11 protein-coding genes and 2 riboswitches are annotated in these 17,063 nt (G+C 62.1%); of the genes, 5 read left to right on the top strand and 6 right to left on the bottom strand.

Annotated elements, in window-relative coordinates; all coding sequences use genetic code 11:
• Positions 1-25 precede the first annotated feature (25 nt).
• The gene (metH, locus tag AC19YY_RS12780; RefSeq protein WP_500604287.1) at positions 26-3,736 is read right to left on the bottom strand and encodes a methionine synthase; all 3,711 of its coding nucleotides are present in this window, start codon (positions 3,734-3,736) and stop codon (positions 26-28) included.
• A gap of 165 nt (positions 3,737-3,901) precedes the next feature.
• On the opposite strand from metH, the gene AC19YY_RS12775 reads away from it, so the two are divergent.
• Complete coding sequence (locus AC19YY_RS12775; protein WP_500604286.1) at positions 3,902-6,193, top strand: fatty acid cis/trans isomerase; 2,292 nt, start codon at positions 3,902-3,904, stop codon at positions 6,191-6,193.
• Positions 6,194-6,279: 86 nt separating this feature from the next.
• Positions 6,280-6,864 carry a Fe-S biogenesis protein NfuA gene (gene nfuA / locus AC19YY_RS12770; RefSeq protein ID WP_003190728.1) on the top strand — a complete coding sequence of 195 codons (585 nt, stop codon included), beginning with the start codon at positions 6,280-6,282 and terminating at the stop codon, positions 6,862-6,864.
• 203 nt (positions 6,865-7,067) lie between these two features.
• Here the strand turns inward: nfuA and cobM are convergent, their stop codons facing one another.
• From cobM to AC19YY_RS12745, 5 genes are all read right to left on the bottom strand, one after another.
• Positions 7,068-7,814 carry a precorrin-4 C(11)-methyltransferase gene (cobM, locus tag AC19YY_RS12765; RefSeq protein WP_500604285.1) on the bottom strand — a complete coding sequence of 249 codons (747 nt, stop codon included), beginning with the start codon at positions 7,812-7,814 and terminating at the stop codon, positions 7,068-7,070.
• An 81-nt stretch (positions 7,815-7,895) separates the two neighbouring features.
• Positions 7,896-8,309, bottom strand: coding sequence for a cobalamin biosynthesis protein (locus AC19YY_RS12760; RefSeq protein WP_169953285.1), 414 nt, complete (start codon positions 8,307-8,309; stop codon positions 7,896-7,898).
• Positions 8,306-9,007 carry a CbtA family protein gene (locus tag AC19YY_RS12755; protein ID WP_170057262.1) on the bottom strand — a complete coding sequence of 234 codons (702 nt, stop codon included), beginning with the start codon at positions 9,005-9,007 and terminating at the stop codon, positions 8,306-8,308. The genes AC19YY_RS12760 and AC19YY_RS12755 overlap by 4 nt, the downstream gene beginning before the upstream one ends.
• A gap of 11 nt (positions 9,008-9,018) precedes the next feature.
• Complete coding sequence (locus tag AC19YY_RS12750; protein ID WP_131696627.1) at positions 9,019-9,207, bottom strand: CbtB domain-containing protein; 189 nt, start codon at positions 9,205-9,207, stop codon at positions 9,019-9,021.
• A gap of 96 nt (positions 9,208-9,303) precedes the next feature.
• A riboswitch (cobalamin riboswitch) is annotated at positions 9,304-9,510 on the bottom strand.
• 51 nt (positions 9,511-9,561) lie between these two features.
• A complete protein-coding gene (locus tag AC19YY_RS12745; protein WP_432754193.1) occupies positions 9,562-10,236 on the bottom strand; it encodes a hypothetical protein in 675 nt (224 codons plus the stop codon).
• Between the two features lie 700 nt (positions 10,237-10,936).
• Positions 10,937-11,138, top strand: a riboswitch (cobalamin riboswitch).
• A 91-nt stretch (positions 11,139-11,229) separates the two neighbouring features.
• On the opposite strand from AC19YY_RS12745, the gene cobW reads away from it, so the two are divergent.
• From cobW to AC19YY_RS12730, 3 genes are read left to right on the top strand one after another with little or no spacing between them, the layout of a single operon-like run.
• Positions 11,230-12,297 carry a cobalamin biosynthesis protein CobW gene (gene cobW / locus AC19YY_RS12740; RefSeq protein ID WP_170057263.1) on the top strand — a complete coding sequence of 356 codons (1,068 nt, stop codon included), beginning with the start codon at positions 11,230-11,232 and terminating at the stop codon, positions 12,295-12,297.
• Between the two features lie 3 nt (positions 12,298-12,300).
• Positions 12,301-16,062 (top strand): cobaltochelatase subunit CobN, encoded by a 3,762-nt coding sequence (cobN, locus tag AC19YY_RS12735; RefSeq protein WP_500604284.1) that lies wholly within the window; start codon positions 12,301-12,303, stop codon positions 16,060-16,062.
• Entirely contained in the window at positions 16,062-17,060 is a 999-nt protein-coding gene (locus AC19YY_RS12730) for a magnesium chelatase ATPase subunit I (RefSeq protein WP_170057265.1), read from the top strand. Before cobN ends, AC19YY_RS12730 begins: the two co-directional genes overlap by 1 nt.
• The last annotated feature ends 3 nt before the right edge of the window (positions 17,061-17,063 follow it).

Below are 17,063 nucleotides of genomic sequence, written 5' to 3'. Positions count from 1 at the left end.
TCAGCTCGCGTCTACAAAAAGCCGGTCAGTTGTCGTAACCCAGGTTCGGTGCGAGCCAGCGCTCGGTCACGGCCAGGTCCTGGTCTTTACGGGCGGTGTAGCTCGTCACCTGGTCCTTGTCGATCTTGCCCACGGCAAAGTACTGCGCCTGCGGGTGGGCGAAGTACCAGCCGCTGACCGCCGCCGCCGGGAACATCGCGTAGTGCTCGGTGAGGAACACGCCGCTGCGGCCCGCGTGCATCTCGCGAGCCTGGGGGTCGAGCAGTTGGAACAGCTGGGCCTTCTCGGTGTGATCCGGGCACGCCGGGTAGCCGGGGGCAGGGCGGATACCGCTGTACTGCTCCTTGATCAGCGCCTCGTTGTCCAGCTCTTCATCCTTGGCATAGCCCCAGTAGTCTTTACGCACTTGCTGGTGCAGCCATTCGGCGCAGGCCTCGGCCAGGCGGTCGGCCAGGGCCTTGACCATGATCGAGTTGTAGTCGTCGCCCGCATCCTGGTAGGCCTTGGCCACTTCCTCGGCGCCGATGCCGGCGGTGGTGATAAAGCCACCGATGTAGTCGGTCACGCCGCTGTCCTTGGGCGCCACAAAGTCGGCCAGGGAGAAGTTCGGCTTGCCGTCAGTCTTGATGATCTGCTGGCGCAGGTGATGCAGCTTGGCAATCGGCTGGCCATCGTCGCCGTACAGCTCCAGGTCATCCTCCTGCACCTGGTTGGTCGGCCAGAAGCCGAACACCGCGCGGGCGCTGATGAGTTGTTCGTCGATCAGCTTCTTGAGCATTTCCTGGGCGTCGGCGTACAGCGCGGTGGCGGCTTCACCCACCACGTCATCGGTGAGGATGCGCGGGAACTTGCCGGCCAGGTCCCAGGAAATAAAGAACGGCGTCCAGTCGATGTATTCGGCCAGTACCTTGAGGTCGATATTGTCCAGCACCTTGGCCCCGGTAAACTTAGGCTTGACCGGGGTGTAGGTGCTCCAGTCGAACTGTGGCTTCTTGGCGATGGACGCCGCGTAGCTCAGGCGTTCGGTGCGGGCGCTGCGGTTGGAGGTGCGCTCGCGCACGTCGATGTATTCCAGGCGGGTCTTCTCGACAAACCCGGCCTTCAGCTCCTTGGACAGCAACTGCGTGGCCACGCCCACCGCACGCGAGGCGTCGGTCACGTAGATCACCGCGTCATTGCTGTACTTGGGCTCGATTTTCACCGCCGTGTGGGCCTTGGAGGTGGTAGCGCCACCGATCATCAGCGGCAGGTGGAAGTCCTGGCGCTGCATCTCGCGGGCCACGTGCACCATTTCATCCAGGGACGGGGTAATCAGCCCGGACAGGCCGATAATGTCGCACTTCTGCTCCTTGGCCACCTGCAGGATCTTCTCGGCGGGCACCATCACGCCCAGGTCGACGATGTCGTAGCCGTTGCATCCGAGCACCACGCCGACAATGTTCTTGCCGATATCGTGTACGTCGCCCTTGACCGTCGCCATGAGGATCTTGCCCTTGGCTTCCGGCTTGTCGCCTTTTTCCAGTTCGATAAACGGGATCAAGTGCGCCACGGCCTGCTTCATCACCCGTGCTGACTTCACCACCTGGGGCAGGAACATTTTACCGGCGCCAAACAGGTCGCCGACGATGTTCATGCCGGACATCAGCGGGCCTTCGATCACCTCGATCGGGCGCGCGAACGATTGCCGGGATTCTTCGGTGTCTTCGACGATATGGGTGGTAATGCCCTTGACCAGCGCATGTTCCAGGCGCTTGTTGACTTCCCAGCCACGCCACTCCTCGGTCTCGGCTTCCTTGACGCTGCCGTCGCCCTTGTACTTGTCGGCGATGGCGAGGAGGGCGTCGGTGCCGTCCGGCGTGCGGTTGAGCACCACGTCTTCCACGGCGTCACGCAGCTCGGCCGGGATCTGGTCGTAGATCTCCAGTTGGCCGGCGTTGACGATGCCCATGGTCAGGCCGTTGCGGATCGCATACAGCAGGAACACCGAGTGGATCGCCTCGCGCACCGGGTTGTTGCCCCGGAACGAGAACGACACGTTGGACACACCACCGGAGGTCAGCGCATACGGCAGCTCGTCGCGGATGTAGGCACAGGCGTTGATAAAGTCGACGGCGTAGTTGTTGTGCTCTTCGATGCCGGTGGCCACGGCGAAGATGTTCGGGTCGAAGATGATGTCTTCGGGGGGGAAGCCCACTTCATTGACCAGAATGTCGTAGGAGCGCTTGCAGATCTCTTTCTTGCGCGCCTCGGTGTCGGCCTGGCCGGCTTCGTCGAACGCCATTACCACCACCGCCGCGCCGTAGCGCTTGCACAGCTTGGCGTGGTGGATGAACTGCTCGACGCCTTCCTTCATGCTGATGGAGTTGACGATGCCCTTGCCCTGGATGCACTTGAGGCCGGCTTCGATCACTTCCCACTTGGAGGAGTCGATCATGATCGGCACGCGGGAGATATCCGGCTCGCCGGCAATCAGATTGAGGAAGGTCACCATGGCCTTCTTCGAATCGAGCATGCCCTCGTCCATGTTGATGTCGATCACCTGGGCGCCGGCTTCCACTTGCTGCAGGGCGACTTCCAGGGCTTCGGTGTAGTTGTCCTCGCGGATCAGCCGGGCGAACTTGGCGGAACCGGTGATGTTCGTGCGTTCGCCGACGTTGACGAACAACGACTGGCGATCGATGGTGAACGGCTCCAGGCCCGACAGGCGGCAGGCCTTGGGAATGTCCGGGATCTGGCGCGGCGCGTAGCCGGCCACGGCCTTGGCGATGGCCTCGATATGCCCCGGCGTGGTGCCGCAGCAGCCGCCGACGATATTGAGGAAGCCGCTTTGGGCGAACTCTTCGATGACCTTGGCGGTTTGCGCTGGCAACTCGTCGTACTCGCCGAACTCGTTGGGCAGGCCGGCGTTGGGGTGCGCGGAAACGTAGGTGTTGGCCTTGTTCGACAGTTCTTCCAGGTATGGCCGCAACTCACTGGCACCCAGGGCACAGTTCAAACCCACGGAAATCGGCTTGGCGTGGCTGATGGAGTTCCAGAACGCTTCGGTGGTCTGGCCTGACAGGGTGCGCCCGGAGGCATCGGTGATGGTCCCGGAAATCATGATCGGCAACTCGACGCCGAGTTCTTCGTACACGCCCTGCACGGCGAAGATCGCGGCCTTGGCGTTGAGGGTGTCGAAGATGGTTTCGATGAGGATCATGTCCGCACCGCCTTCGATCAGGCCTTTGGTGGCTTCGGTGTAGTTCTCCACCAGTTCATCGAAGGTGACGTTGCGGTAGCCGGGGTTGTTCACGTCGGGCGACAGCGAGCAGGTGCGGCTGGTCGGGCCGAGTACGCCGGCGACGAAGCGCGGCTTGTCGGGGGTCTCGAGGGTCTTGGCGTCGGCGACCCGGCGGGCCAGGCGTGCGCCTTCCAGGTTCAACTCGTAGGCCAGGGCCTCCATGCCGTAGTCGGCCTGGGACACCTGGGTGGCGTTGAAGGTGTTGGTCTCGAGGATATCGGCACCGGCATCCAGGTACGCTTTCTCGATCCCGCCGATCACGTCCGGGCGGCTCAGGATCAGCAGGTCATTGTTGCCCTTGACGTCGCTGGGCCAGTCGGCGAAGCGTTTGCCACGGTAATCCTCTTCCTCCAGCTTGTAGCTCTGGATCATCGTGCCCATACCGCCATCGAGGATCAGGATGCGTTCCTTGAGGGCTTGGTGGAGGGCTTGCAGGCGAGTGCTACGATCGGACATGGGACTACTCTAATCAGGCATTACGGAGGGCGTGGATCATAGCAAACCTGTGCGCTTTTAGAGCCTGCCTGGGTTTTGCATGAATATCGCTCATGTTGATAGCGGGCCGACATCGGTAGAATCGCGGCAATTTTTCAGCGCACGCATTGAATCGGGACCGGATACATGTCATTTCGCCTCATCACCAGCGCCGTCCTGGCACTGGTCGCCTGCCTAGCACAGGCCAACGGACCCGCCCCGGCGCTTTCCTATACCCGCGACATCCAACCGATTTTCACCGAGAAGTGCGTGGCCTGCCACGCCTGCTACGACTCCGCCTGCCAGCTCAACCTGGGCAGTGGCGAAGGCGCGGCACGCGGCGCGAGCAAAGTGCCGGTGTACGACGGCGAGCGCAGTCAGGCTGCGCAGCCGACCCGGCTGTTTTATGACGCCTTTGGCAAGGCCGCCTGGCAGCGCCAGGGGTTTGCCTCGGTACTGGATGCCCAGGGCAGCCAGGCGGCGCTGATGGCGCGCATGCTGGAACTGGGCCATAACACCCCATTGGCGCCCAATGCCAAGCTGCCCGATGAGATTGTGCTGGGCCTCAACCGCCAAAACATGTGCCCGCTGCCGGGGGAGTTCGACGCCTACGCCGGCGCGCACCCCAAGGAAGGCATGCCCCTGGCCGTCACCGGCCTGACCGACCAGCAATACCAGACCCTGCAACGCTGGCTGGCGTCCGGTGCGCCCATTGATGAGCAGGGCCTGGCGCCCAGCGCCCAGGAAGCCTTGCAGGTACAGCAATGGGAAAACCTGCTGAACCAGCCCGGCGCCCGGGAAAGCCTGGTGGCGCGTTGGTTATTCGAACACCTGTTCCTCGCCCATATCTATTTCGAGGGCGGTGAGCCGGGGAATTTTTTCCAGTGGGTACGCTCGCGTACGCCCAGCGGCCAGCCCATCGACCTGATCAACACCCGTCGCCCGAATGACGACCCCGGCACCCAGGTGTACTACCGCCTGTGGCCGGTGCAAGGGGTGATCGTGCACAAGACCCACATCACGTACCCGTTCAGTGCGGCGAAGATGGCGCGGATCAAGGCGCTGTTCTACAGCGGCGACTGGCAGGTAGTGGCGCTGCCCGGCTACGGCCCTGGCCGTCGGGCCAATCCGTTTGAAACGTTCGAGGCGATCCCGGCCAAGGCGCGCTACCAGTTCATGCTGGATAACGCCGAATACTTCGTGCGCACCTTCATTCGCGGGCCGGTGTGCCGTGGGCAGATTGCCACGGACGTGATCCGCGACAACTTCTGGACCCTGTTCCAGGACCCGGAACACGACCTGTACATCACCGATGCGCGTTATCGCGGCCAGGCCACGCCGTTGCTGGCGATGCCGGGGCAGAACGATGACGTGGGCAGTGTGTTGGGCCTATGGCTGGCCTATCGCGACAAACGCAATGAATATGAGGCCCTGCGTCGCGACAACTACGCCGACCTGCCGGCGCCAGGCTGGTCGAGCCTATGGGAGGGCAATAACAACGCGTTGCTGAGCATCTTCCGCCATTTCGACAGCGCTTCTGTGACCAAAGGCCTGATTGGCGAAGTGCCACAGACGCTGTGGTTGTTCGATTATCCGTTGCTGGAACGCACCTATTACCAGTTGGCGGTCAATTTCGACGTGTTTGGCAACGTCTCGCACCAGGCCCAGACCCGCCTGTATTTCGACCTGATCCGTAATGGCGCCGAACAGAACTTCCTGCGCCTGATGCCGGCGGACTCGCGCGATGGGTACCTCGATGACTGGTACCAGAACAGCGGCAAGGTCAAGCTGTGGCTGGACTATGAGGCCATCGACAACGACAAGCCCACCGGCCTGAAACTGGACCCGCAGGACCCCAAGCGCGACTTTGCCAACCAGTTGCTTGCCCGTTATGGCGATTTGAATGCCAGCCCGGATCCGATCAACCGTTGCATCAGCGCCTATTGCTCGCGTCCTGGTATCGACCCGCAACTGCGCGATGCCGAACAAACCCTCAGCCGCCTGACCTCCAGGCCGGCGGCCGGGCTCAAGGTGATCGAACAATTGCCGGAAGCCACTATGCTGCGCATCCAGACCCGCAGCGGCAAACGCGAGGTCTACAGCCTGCTGCGCAACCGTGCCCACAGTAACGTGGCGTTTATGCTGGGCGAGGCTTATCGCTATCAGCCGGGCCTGGATACCCTGACGATCTACCCGGGCGTGCTCAGCAGCTACCCCAACTTCATCTTCAACGTGCCGGCCGAGGATGTGCCTGAGTTCGTCGAGGACATGGAGCGGGCCAGGGACGCCAAGCGTTTTGAACGGATTGTCGAGCGCTGGGGCATTCGCCGCAGCCACCCGCAGTTCTGGGAGTATTTCCACGATTTATCGCAGTACGTCCGTGAAACCACGCCGGTGGAAGAGGGTGTGCTGGATATGAATCGCTACGAGAACCTGTAAATATGGATTTGCCTGACAAAAATACTAGGACTTTGTACCGCCGAGGCGATTGGCGTAAACTGCCAGCAAGCCTGTGAGGAGTTCCCATGACTGCCATAACCATTACCGACGCCGCCCACGATTACCTAGCTGACCTGCTGTCCAAGCAGAACACCCCGGGTATCGGCATCCGCGTCTTCATTACCCAGCCTGGCACCCAGTACGCAGAGACGTGCATTGCCTACTGCAAGCCGGGCGAAGAAAAGCCTGAAGACACCGCCCTGGGGCTCAAGAGCTTCACTGCGTACATCGACGCCTTCAGCGAAGCGTTCTTGGATGATGCGGTGGTCGACTACGCCACCGATCGCATGGGCGGCCAACTGACCATCAAGGCGCCTAACGCCAAGGTGCCGAACGTCAACGCTGACAGCCCGGTCAACGAGCGCATCAACTACTACCTGCAAACCGAGATCAACCCTGGCCTGGCGAGCCATGGCGGCCAGGTCAGTCTGATCGACGTGGTGGATGACGGCATCGCCGTGCTCAAGTTCGGTGGCGGCTGCCAGGGCTGCGGCCAGGCCGACGTGACCTTGCGTGAAGGCATCGAGCGTACGTTGCTGGAGCGGATTCCCGAGCTCAAGGGCGTACGTGACGTGACTGACCATACGCAGAAAGAAAACGCCTACTACTAAGGCGTTCGCTGCAAACAAAAAACGGCGCCCGTGAGCGCCGTTTTTTATTGATTTAAATTAATGAGTTACGCAAGCTTTCTAACGAAGAGAATCAACTGTGGGCGCTGGCTTGCCCGCGATGACGGTGTGCCAGGCGACTTATCTATCGACTGTTTCACCGCTACCGCAGGCAAGCCCGCTCCCACAGGTTGTCTTGCGTGGTGTCAGGGCCGGTAGAGGTGGGCATGGCCTGCGCGATACAGCGAGGATTCGCTAAAGCCGTCACTGGCCAACACCCGGCCCACCACAATCAGCGCGGTGCGCCGGAACCCCTTCGCCGCGACCTTTTCGACAATGTCCGCCAAGGTGCCAATGGCCCAGTCCTGATCCGGCCACGTTGCCCGGTGCACCACGGCAATCGGGCAATCCGCACCATAATGTGGCAGCAGTTCGGCGACGATTTTCTCCAGGTGATTGACCCCCAAGTGCACCGCCATGGTGGTGCCATGGCTGGCCAGGCTGTCGAAGGATTCCCCCGCAGGCATCGTGGTTTTGTCGGCATAGCGGGTCAGGATCACGCTTTGGGCGATATCCGGCAAAGTCAGCTCCGCCTCCAGCAGCGCGGCACACGCGGCCACCGCAGTCACCCCTGGAATGATCTGGAAGGCAATCCCCAACTGGCGCAAATCACGGATTTGCTCGCCAATCGCGCCATACAGGCTTGGATCGCCGGAGTGCACGCGCGCTACGTCCTGGCCTTTTTCGTGGGCGTCCTTGATCAAGTCAATGATCTGCTCCAGGTGCAGTTCGGCACTGTTGACCACCAACTGGGCCTGATGGCCTTCAAGCACTGCGGCAGGCACCAAGGAGCCGGCATAGATAATCACCGGGCAACTGCGGATCAGCCGCTGGCCTTTGACGGTAATCAGTTCCGGGTCGCCGGGGCCTGCGCCGATGAAGTAGACGGTCATGGGGACATTCCTGTGAAAAAGCGGGCAAGGCGGGCTGTAGATGAAGACCGCTCATGATCAAGGACGGGGATTATCGGGAATTCAGCCGGCGCACGCCAATGCAAAGGTGGCTTGCGGGCTTTTCTGGCGGTTGATCAACAGGCGGGCAGGGCGCTGGGCCAGCTGCGTGGCCAGGGCCAGGGCCGCGCTTTCAGCGATGCCATGGCAGCCGGTATGGGCAAAGGCGACGGCAGAGCGGTGGCTCAGTTGCGCTTCATGGCTCGCCAGTTGCTGGGCACTGAAAAACTTCAGCGGCAACCCCAGGCTGGCGGCCAGGGCCAGTAAACCCGGCTCATCCTGCTTGCGGTCGATACTCGCCAGTGCGCTGATGTGCCGAGGGTCGATCCCTGCGCCAGCCAAGGCTTCATTGAACAGCGCCAATAACGCCTCGACGCTGCAACCACTCTGGCAACCCAGGCCGACCACCAGGGCCGGCCGGGTGTTGGCCGTTGTCATGCCGAGTACTGATCGTCGCGGTTACGCCGGAACAACCAGGCACTGATCAGGCCCAGGGCCAGCCAGAACGCAACGTTGGTCAGCTGCGAAGCGATCTTGAACTGTGCTTCCAGAGCTTCTGGGGCGAGCATCGAGTGCACTTCGGGCTGTGGCGCGCCAACCACATGGGGCACCGCCAGGATGGCCACGCCGAGGATCTTCAGCAGCCAGTTGCGACCAAACACAATCAGCGCAATGCCGGCGGCAGTGGAGGCTGCCGTGCCGATCCACCAGATCTGCCGTTGCGCCAGGTCCGCCGCAGCGGTGCCGGGCAGCTCCGGTGGCAGGCCGAGGGTCGGCGCCAACACAAAGGTGGCGTAGCCGGCCAGGCCCCAGAGCAGGCCCTGGGCGGTGCGGGTCGGGGCACGCAGGGTGTAGAGGCCGGCAAGCATCAGCGCAAAACCTACGGCGACCACCAGGTTGCCGCCAGTGGTGGAGAGCACGCGCTGCCAGCCATTTTCCGGCTCCCAGGCTTCGGCGTCGTGGCTGTGGGCCGCAACGCCAGGGGCATGCTCATGTACCTCGGTCGCGGCCGGGGCGTTTTCGAAGGTTTCTGCCTGCAGGATTAGCGGGGCCACCCAGAAGCTTTGCAGCAGGGTCAGCAACAGGGCGGCCAGCAGGCCGGTGAAACCTGCGGTTTGCGCAATTCGCTTGATCATGGCGGCAGGTCTCAGTGGCACGGGAAGGCGGCGCTGTGGCGCGTATCGTGGGCAGCGTTGTGCACGGCCTCGATGTGCGAGAACCCGGCGAAATACACCAGGCATGCACCGAGGATCGCCGCGCCGATGGCGGCGGTCAGGCGTTGGCTCAAGGTGGCGGAGCTGCTGGCGGTGTGTGAGGTGCTGCTGATGATCGACATGGCACGTCCCTTTCGAGTGGCAGGGTGACACGAGCGCATGAAAACCCCGCGAGCCGGGCACGCAGGGTTCTGAACAGCGCCCGCCCACCGCGGGTTTGTTATTTGATTTTTCGGGCCGGTCTCCGGGCTTGCGAGGGGGCTCTCCTGAGTCCTGAAAGCATCGCCTTCCCATGCCAAAAGCACAGTGGCTGTGACGCTTCGCTCGCTTACCGTTGCGGGGGCAGCACCGGATTGGTCATGCATGCATGATTGACCGGTTTCCCGTTTCACCCTGTAAAGGGCACCCGAAACAAGATGTGTAGGAGAGCATGGCCAGAGGGCGGGCGTCAAATAGACGAATTGACGCCTGCCTGATCAGCCAGGGCGACGCGGCGACGTGGAAACCCAATCTTCTGAGTAAAAAATACTGCCCAACCCAAATCTGTTGTCTGGTTTGCTTGGACGTGAGAGCGAGACAGGCTTTGTATCCAAATCCCAAAGCAGGTCAGGCCGCTTAAGAAGTTCTTGGGCAACTTTGGTTGCATTGTACGAAAAGTGGCGGGTGCTTCTTGTTTGGCGTGCGGCCTCTCGCAGTTCGTTAAAGTTTACATAATGATCTTTGGGACCTTTGGCAAATTCGCGAAAGTAAATTCTCGCTTGGTCCAGCAGGGCTGCATCGCTGAGACTTTTGAAGTCTCCAGCGATAAGAGCGACTTGGTCCCAGGTCACATTGCCGGAGTGCGAACCAAAGAGTGACTTGACTAGTTCTGGGCGGTTGATGACCTGCTTTGCAAGCTCTACTTGCTCTTGTGTGGCATCTCGTCCGTCGTGTAGTTTGCCTCTCGCCATACTTTTAAGCTCATCCAAGCGAAAGCTGTTGGATGTTTTAGCGCTTGGGACTTCCAAATCTATGAAATGGGCCAGTAGTTTTTCTGCCAGCATTGAGTGGGTGTAGCTCTCAAAATATGGAATGTCCGATGAGATGCTTTGTGTCGGTGCTAAGGTGGGAGAAGTGTCTTTGGGGAGTGTAGTGCGAGGTGCGTTAAGCATAGGCGCACTGGGTTGAATGCTTGCTGAAGACTTCATCGTGTTTGTATCCCCATTGAATAGGTGGGCTTGGGGTTGGATTGTTTGGAAAGCTGCCTTGAGAGTGAGTGATGTTTTTCAAGGCTGCTGTTCCTCGTGCTAACTGCGAAATGGATTTCATTAAATTACAGCACCTCTTTAACTCGTGTGGGCTGGATAGCCAGGCTGGATTCAAGGCGGGCTTTTACATAAGGTGCTTTTACGGTCTGCACTACGTACAGGTCTTTGTAGTGCTGGCTAGTAACGCTCCTGAAAAGGCGATTAGGGGGCAGGCATGAGCAAACGTATAGTCAAAATTGTCCATGTCATAACGTTGAGCTGGTCTCCTGCCAGGTCAGGGTCTATCAGAAATACTATCGGCTGATGTCTACGACAAAGTACGGTGGGAAACATCATTGTTCAGTGTCTGCAAAGATGGGAGGTTATTGGTTTTAGGCGTTATAGCGAGTGATATTGGTTGAATTGCGTTTTCTGTTGGATTGATTGTCATCGTTCCAGCTAATGTGGATGCATATTCAGTGTATGCGGTGGGTTGGTGAGAGGTGCGATAGTTAAGTAGTGTTCGAGGCGTGACGGTTTCACTTTGGGTCCCCAGAGGTGAGGTGCACCCTTGAGTAACTAGATGCGTTTAGCTGCGCGACGTTGACCAGCTGCCGGGCACTGCGTAGCCTTGCACGTTCGAGGTTCTTCGGCTGCGGCCGAAGCTAAGAAGGGAACGCGGTTCAAGCCGCGGCTGCCCCCGCAACTGTAAAGGGTTTATCTGACTGCCACGCCACTGCCTGTACCAGGCGGGAAGGCGCAGCCAGCGCCAGCTGCAAGGCCGGCAAGCCCCAAGCCAGGAGACCTGCCTCGCAACCGATTTTCCATTTCAACCGGGCGGGGTGATCCGGTGACGAATCCAGCACCTGCGCCGCCGCAGGGCCAGTCGTCCCGTATGCCCGCCCCAAAGGGCATCCGATGAAAACACTGGCCAAACTCCCCGTCACTATCGTCACCGGCTTTCTCGGCTCGGGCAAAACCACCTTGCTGCGCCACATGCTGGACAACGCTCAGGGCCGACGCATTGCGGTGATCGTCAACGAATTCGGCGAGCTGGGCATCGACGGCGAGATCCTCAAGCAGTGTTCCATCGGTTGCACCGAAGAAGAAGCCAACGGCCGTGTCTACGAACTGGCCAACGGCTGCCTGTGCTGCACCGTGCAGGAAGAGTTCTTCCCGGTGATGCGTGAACTGGTGGCGCGCCGTGGCGACCTCGACCATATCCTCATCGAAACCTCCGGCCTGGCCCTGCCCAAGCCGTTGGTCCAGGCCTTCCAGTGGCCGGAAATCCGCAGTGCCTGCACGGTTGACGCGGTGATCACCGTGGTCGACAGCCCGGCCGTGGCCGCCGGCACCTTCGCCGCATTCCCCGACCAGGTCGACGCCATGCGCAAACTCGACCCCAACCTGGACCACGAATCGCCACTGCACGAGCTGTTCGCCGACCAACTGGCCAGCGCCGACCTGGTGATCCTCAACAAAACCGACCTGATCAGCCCCGAAGACCTGGCCCGTGTACGCCTGGAAGTCGCCGAAGAACTGCCGCCAGCGGTGAAAATCGTCGAGGCCAGCAGCGGCCGCCTGCCCCTGGACGTGTTAATTGGCCTGGGCGCCGGCTCCGAGGAGCATATCGACGGGCGCCATAGCCATCACGATCATCACCACGAAGGTGAAGACGATCACGATCACGATCACGATGCGTTCGATTCCATCTCCATCGACTTGCCCCAGGCTGATGAAGCGCTGCTGCTCGACGCCCTGAGCCAATTGGTGGTGCAGCACGGCATCCTGCGGGTCAAAGGCTTCGCCGCGATCCCCAACAAGCCGATGCGCCTGTTGATCCAGGGCGTGGGTACGCGCTTTGACAAGCACTTCGACCGCGCCTGGGGGGCTGACGAAGCACGCATCACGCGTCTGGTGCTGATCGGCCAGGATCTGGACGCAGCAGGCCTGGAAGCGCAATTGCGCGCTGCCCTCAGCGTTTAACCCATGCATCTGCTCAGGACCCAGCCCGGTGGCTTCGTCTCCGATGACAACATCGCCGACCTTGGACAAACCCCCGCCGAGCTGGTGATCCTGTGCAGCGGTGATTCCAGCCTGGCGCTGTTGGCCGAAGCCGCCCAGCAACTGCCCGACGACTACCCGAGCCTGCGCCTGGCCAACCCGATGCAGGTGCAGAATCACGCGTCGGTGGACCTGTATGTGGACGAGGTGTTGCGCCACGCCAAGGTCATCCTGATATCCCTGCATGGCGGCATCGGCTACTGGCGCTACGGTATCCAGCGCCTGGTGGAGTTGGCCGAGCAGGGCGTGCAGTTGATCCTGGTGCCGGGGGATGACCGTCCCGATCCCGAACTTAGCGGCCTGAGCACCGTGGATGCGCAGGCGCGTGACCGCCTGTGGCATTTTCTGCGCCAGGGCGGGCTGGCGAATGCGCTGGATTTCTATCGCTGCCTGGCCAGTAGCTACCTGGGCCGCGATTACCCCTGGGCCGAACCGCAAACCCTGCCGCGCACGGCGATTTATCACCCCCGCATCGCCAATGCGCGCCTCAGTGACTGGCAGGCGGACTGGAGCACCGATTGGCCGGTGGCAGCGGTGCTGTTCTACCGCTCGCACTTGCAGGCGGCCAATACCGCTTTTATCGACGTGTTCTGCCAGCGCTTGCAGGCGGCGGGCCTGAATCCGCTGCCAATGGCGGTGGCCAGTTTGAAGGAGCCCGGCTGCCTGACGGTGGTCGAGGATCTGCTGGATGAGGTGCAGGCGGCGGTGATACTGAACACCACCGGCTTTGCCCAATCCAGCCCGGAAACGCCCCATTTGCGGCCGTTTCGCCGCAATATCCCGGTGATCCAGGCCATCTGCGCCCAGGACAACCAACCCGGTTGGGAAGCCAGCGAACAAGGCCTTGGCCCGCGCGACCTGGCGATGCACATTGCCTTGCCGGAACTGGACGGGCGCATCATCAGCCGCCCGATCAGCTTCAAGGACCTGGCCTGGCGCAGCGAGCGCAGCCAGTCGGACGTGGTGTGCTACCGCGCAGCCCCCGAACGCATGGACTTTGTGGCCGAACTAGCGCGGCGCTGGGTCGAACTTGCCCGGGTGCCGAATGCAGAAAAACGCATCGCCCTGATCCTGGCCAACTACCCGACGCGCGACGGGCGCATCGGTAACGGCGTGGGCCTGGATACGCCGGCTGCGGCCTTGAATATCCTGCTTGCCCTACAAGCCAAGGGTTATCCGCTGCCGCCCACTTTGCCGGACAGCGGCACCGCCTTGATCCACGAGCTGCTTGGCGGTGTGACCAACGACCTCGACAGCCTCGACCTGCGCCCCTGCCATCAAAGCCTGGGGCTGGACGATTACCAGGCGATGTTCAATCGCCTGCCCGAGGCCAACCGCCAGGCTGTGCTGGAACGCTGGGGCACGCCCCATAACGATCCGATGTGCCGCGACGGGCGTATGATGATCGCCGGCCTGCGCCTGGGCCTGACCTTTGTCGGCATCCAGCCGGCGCGGGGTTACCAGGTGGATGCCAGCGCGGTGTACCACGACCCGGACCTGGTGCCGCCCCACGCTTACCTGGCGTTTTATTTCTGGCTGCGCCACACCTACGGCGCCCACGGCGTGATCCACGTGGGCAAGCATGGCAACCTGGAATGGCTGCCGGGCAAAGGCGTCGGGCTGTCGGAGAACTGCTGGCCGGATGCGTTGCTGGGGCCGCTGCCCAATATCTACCCGTTTATCGTCAACGACCCGGGCGAGGGGGCCCAGGCCAAGCGCCGCACCCAGGCGGTGATCATCGATCACTTGATGCCGCCGCTGACCCGCGCCGAGACTTACGGCCCGCTGCGTAACCTGGAACTGTTGGCGGATGAGTATTACGAAGCGCAGTTGCTCGACCCGCGCCGCGCCCTGGAACTGCAAAAGGACATCCTCAAGCTGGTGCGCGAAACCCGCATCGATCAGGAGCTTGCGCTGGATAACGAGGCCGACGCAGCCGTGTGGCTGCCGCGCCTGGACACCTACCTGTGTGACCTGAAGGAATCGCAGATCCGCGACGGCCTGCATATCTTTGGCGAATCGCCCGAGGGGCGCCTGCGTATCGATACCTTGTTGGCCCTGCTGCGCATCCCGCGTGGCGACGGGCGCGGCCCGCAATCAAGCCTGCTGCGCGTGTTGGCCAAGGCCTTCGAGCTGGGCTTTGACCCGCTCGATTGCGCCCTGGCCGAACCCTGGACCGGGCGCCGCCCCGACGTGTTGCAGAAGATCGACGGGCAGTTGTGGCGCACCGCCGGCGATACCCGCGAGCGTCTGGAGCTGTACGCGGCGCGGTTGATCGAACAGGCACTGGAAGGGCCCCTCGAACAGCTTGAGGAGCCCGGCTGGGAAGATGTGAAATCCGTGGTCGAAAGCCTGCGCATCGTCGTCGCACCGCGCCTGGATGCCTGCGGCCCGGCGGAAATGCGTGGCTTGCTGGATGCCTTGGACGGTCGTTTCGTACCGGCGGGGCCTAGCGGCGCACCGAGCCGTGGGCGCCTCGATGTGCTGCCGACCGGGCGTAACTTCTTCACCGTCGATGTGCGTAACCTGCCCACCACCACTGCCTGGCGTATCGGCTTCCAGTCCGCCAACCTGATGCTTGAGCGGCACCTGCAGGACCATGGTGACCATTTGCGCCAGCTCGGGCTTTCGGTGTGGGGCACCGCGACCATGCGCACCGGCGGTGACGACATCGCCCAGGCCATGGCGTTGATGGGCGTGCGGCCGGTATGGGCCACGGGCAGCCAGCGTGTCGATGACTTTGAAATCCTGCCCATCAGCTTGCTCGACCGCCCGCGAGTTGACGTTACGTTGCGGGTGTCCGGGTTCTTCCGCGATGCCTTCGCCAACCTGATCCGCTTGTTCGATGCTGCGGTGCAGGCGGTCGCGGCGCTGGATGAACCGGACGACCTAAACCCCCTGGCGGCTAAGGTGCGCAGCGAGCGTGAGGCGCTGTGCAAGTCTGGCCTGGATGAAGAGGCTGCGGCCAGGCAGGCCGGCTGGCGCATTTTCGGGGCTAAGCCCGGTGCCTATGGCGCGGGCGTGCAGGGCGCCATTGACGCTCGCCTGTGGCAAAGCCGCGCAGACCTGGCCGAGGTCTACCTCAATTGGGGTGGCTACGCCTATGGTGGCTCTGATGAAGGCACTGCGGCCCGTGAACAGTTCGCCCAGCGCCTGAGCCAGGTGCAGGCCGTGTTGCAGAACCAGGACAACCGCGAGCACGACTTGCTCGACTCCAATGACTACTACCAATTCCAGGGCGGCATGCTCGCGGCCGTGGAAACCCTCAGTGGCAGCAAGGCTGCCAGCTATCATGGCGATCACAGCCAGCCGGACCTGCCGAAGATCCGCACGCTGAAGGAAGAGCTGAACCGGGTGATCCGCTCCCGCGCGGCCAATCCCAAGTGGATCGAAGGGGTCAAGCGCCACGGCTACAAAGGCGCGTTCGAGATGGCGGCAACGGTGGACAATCTGTTTGCCTTTGACGCCACTACTGCGCTGATCGACGATCACCAATATGCAATGCTGGCCGATGCCTACCTGCTCGACCCCGACACCCGGGCGTTTGTGCAACAGCACAACCCCGACGCCCTGCGCGACATGACCGAACGCATGCTGGAAGCCCAGCAGCGTGGCATGTGGCAGGAACCGGGGGCCTACCGCGAGGCATTGGAAAACCTGTTGCTGGACATAGAAGAAGACAGTTGATGACTGACATCCCCCATTTCCCACTGTCGGCAGTGGTCGGCGCCGACGACCTGAAGCTTGCCCTGTGCCTGACCGCCATCGACCCGAAGATCGGTGGCGTGCTGATCGAAGGCCCGCGCGGCATGGCCAAGTCCACCCTGGCCCGTGGCTTGGCGGACCTGTTGGCCAGCGGGCAGTTCGTCACCTTGCCGTTGGGCGCCACCGAAGAGCGTTTGGTCGGCACCCTGGACTTGGATGCGGCGCTGAGCGAAGGCCGTGCGCAGTTTTCCCCGGGCGTGCTGGCCAAGGCTGACGGCGGCGTGTTGTACGTGGATGAAGTCAACCTGCTGCCCGATCACCTGGTGGACTTGTTGCTCGACGTCGCCGCCAGTGGCACCAATCTGATCGAGCGCGATGGCATCTCCCACCGGCACTCGGCGCGTTTTGTGCTGATCGGCACGATGAACCCGGAAGAGGGCGAGTTGCGCCCGCAGTTGCTGGATCGGTTTGGTTTCAACGTGGCATTGAGCGGGCAGACTTTGCCGACCGAGCGCGGGCAGATCATTCGCCGGCGCCTGGATTTCGATAGCGACCCTGGGGCGTTCTGCGCGCAGTGGGCTGACCAGCAAGCGGCGCTGCGTGCGCGTTGCACCGAGGCCCGTGCACGCCTGGAAAGCATCGCCCTGGATGACCAGGCCCTGGCGCAGATTACCGAGCGCTGCTTTGCCGCCGGTGTCGACGGCCTGCGTGCCGATCTGGTGTGGTTGCGCGGCGCGCGGGCCCATGCGGCGTGGCGCGGGGCTGCGGCCATCGCCGAAGAGGATATAGAGGCCGTTGCCGAATTTGCCCTGCGCCATCGTCGCCAGGAGCAAGCACCGCCTGCAGGCAGGTCCGATCAGGGCCAGGCGCCCCAGCCTTCAGATAGCGCGTCCGGCCAGGGCCAATGGGGCAACATGCCCGCACCCGCATTGCCCACGGGTGCTCGCCGAGAAGTGCCTAGCTGGCCAAAAAAGCCCTAGGCA

This window comes from Pseudomonas sp. MF09156 (assembly GCF_059862305.1).
This window is presented reverse-complemented; position numbering and strand designations above follow the sequence as displayed.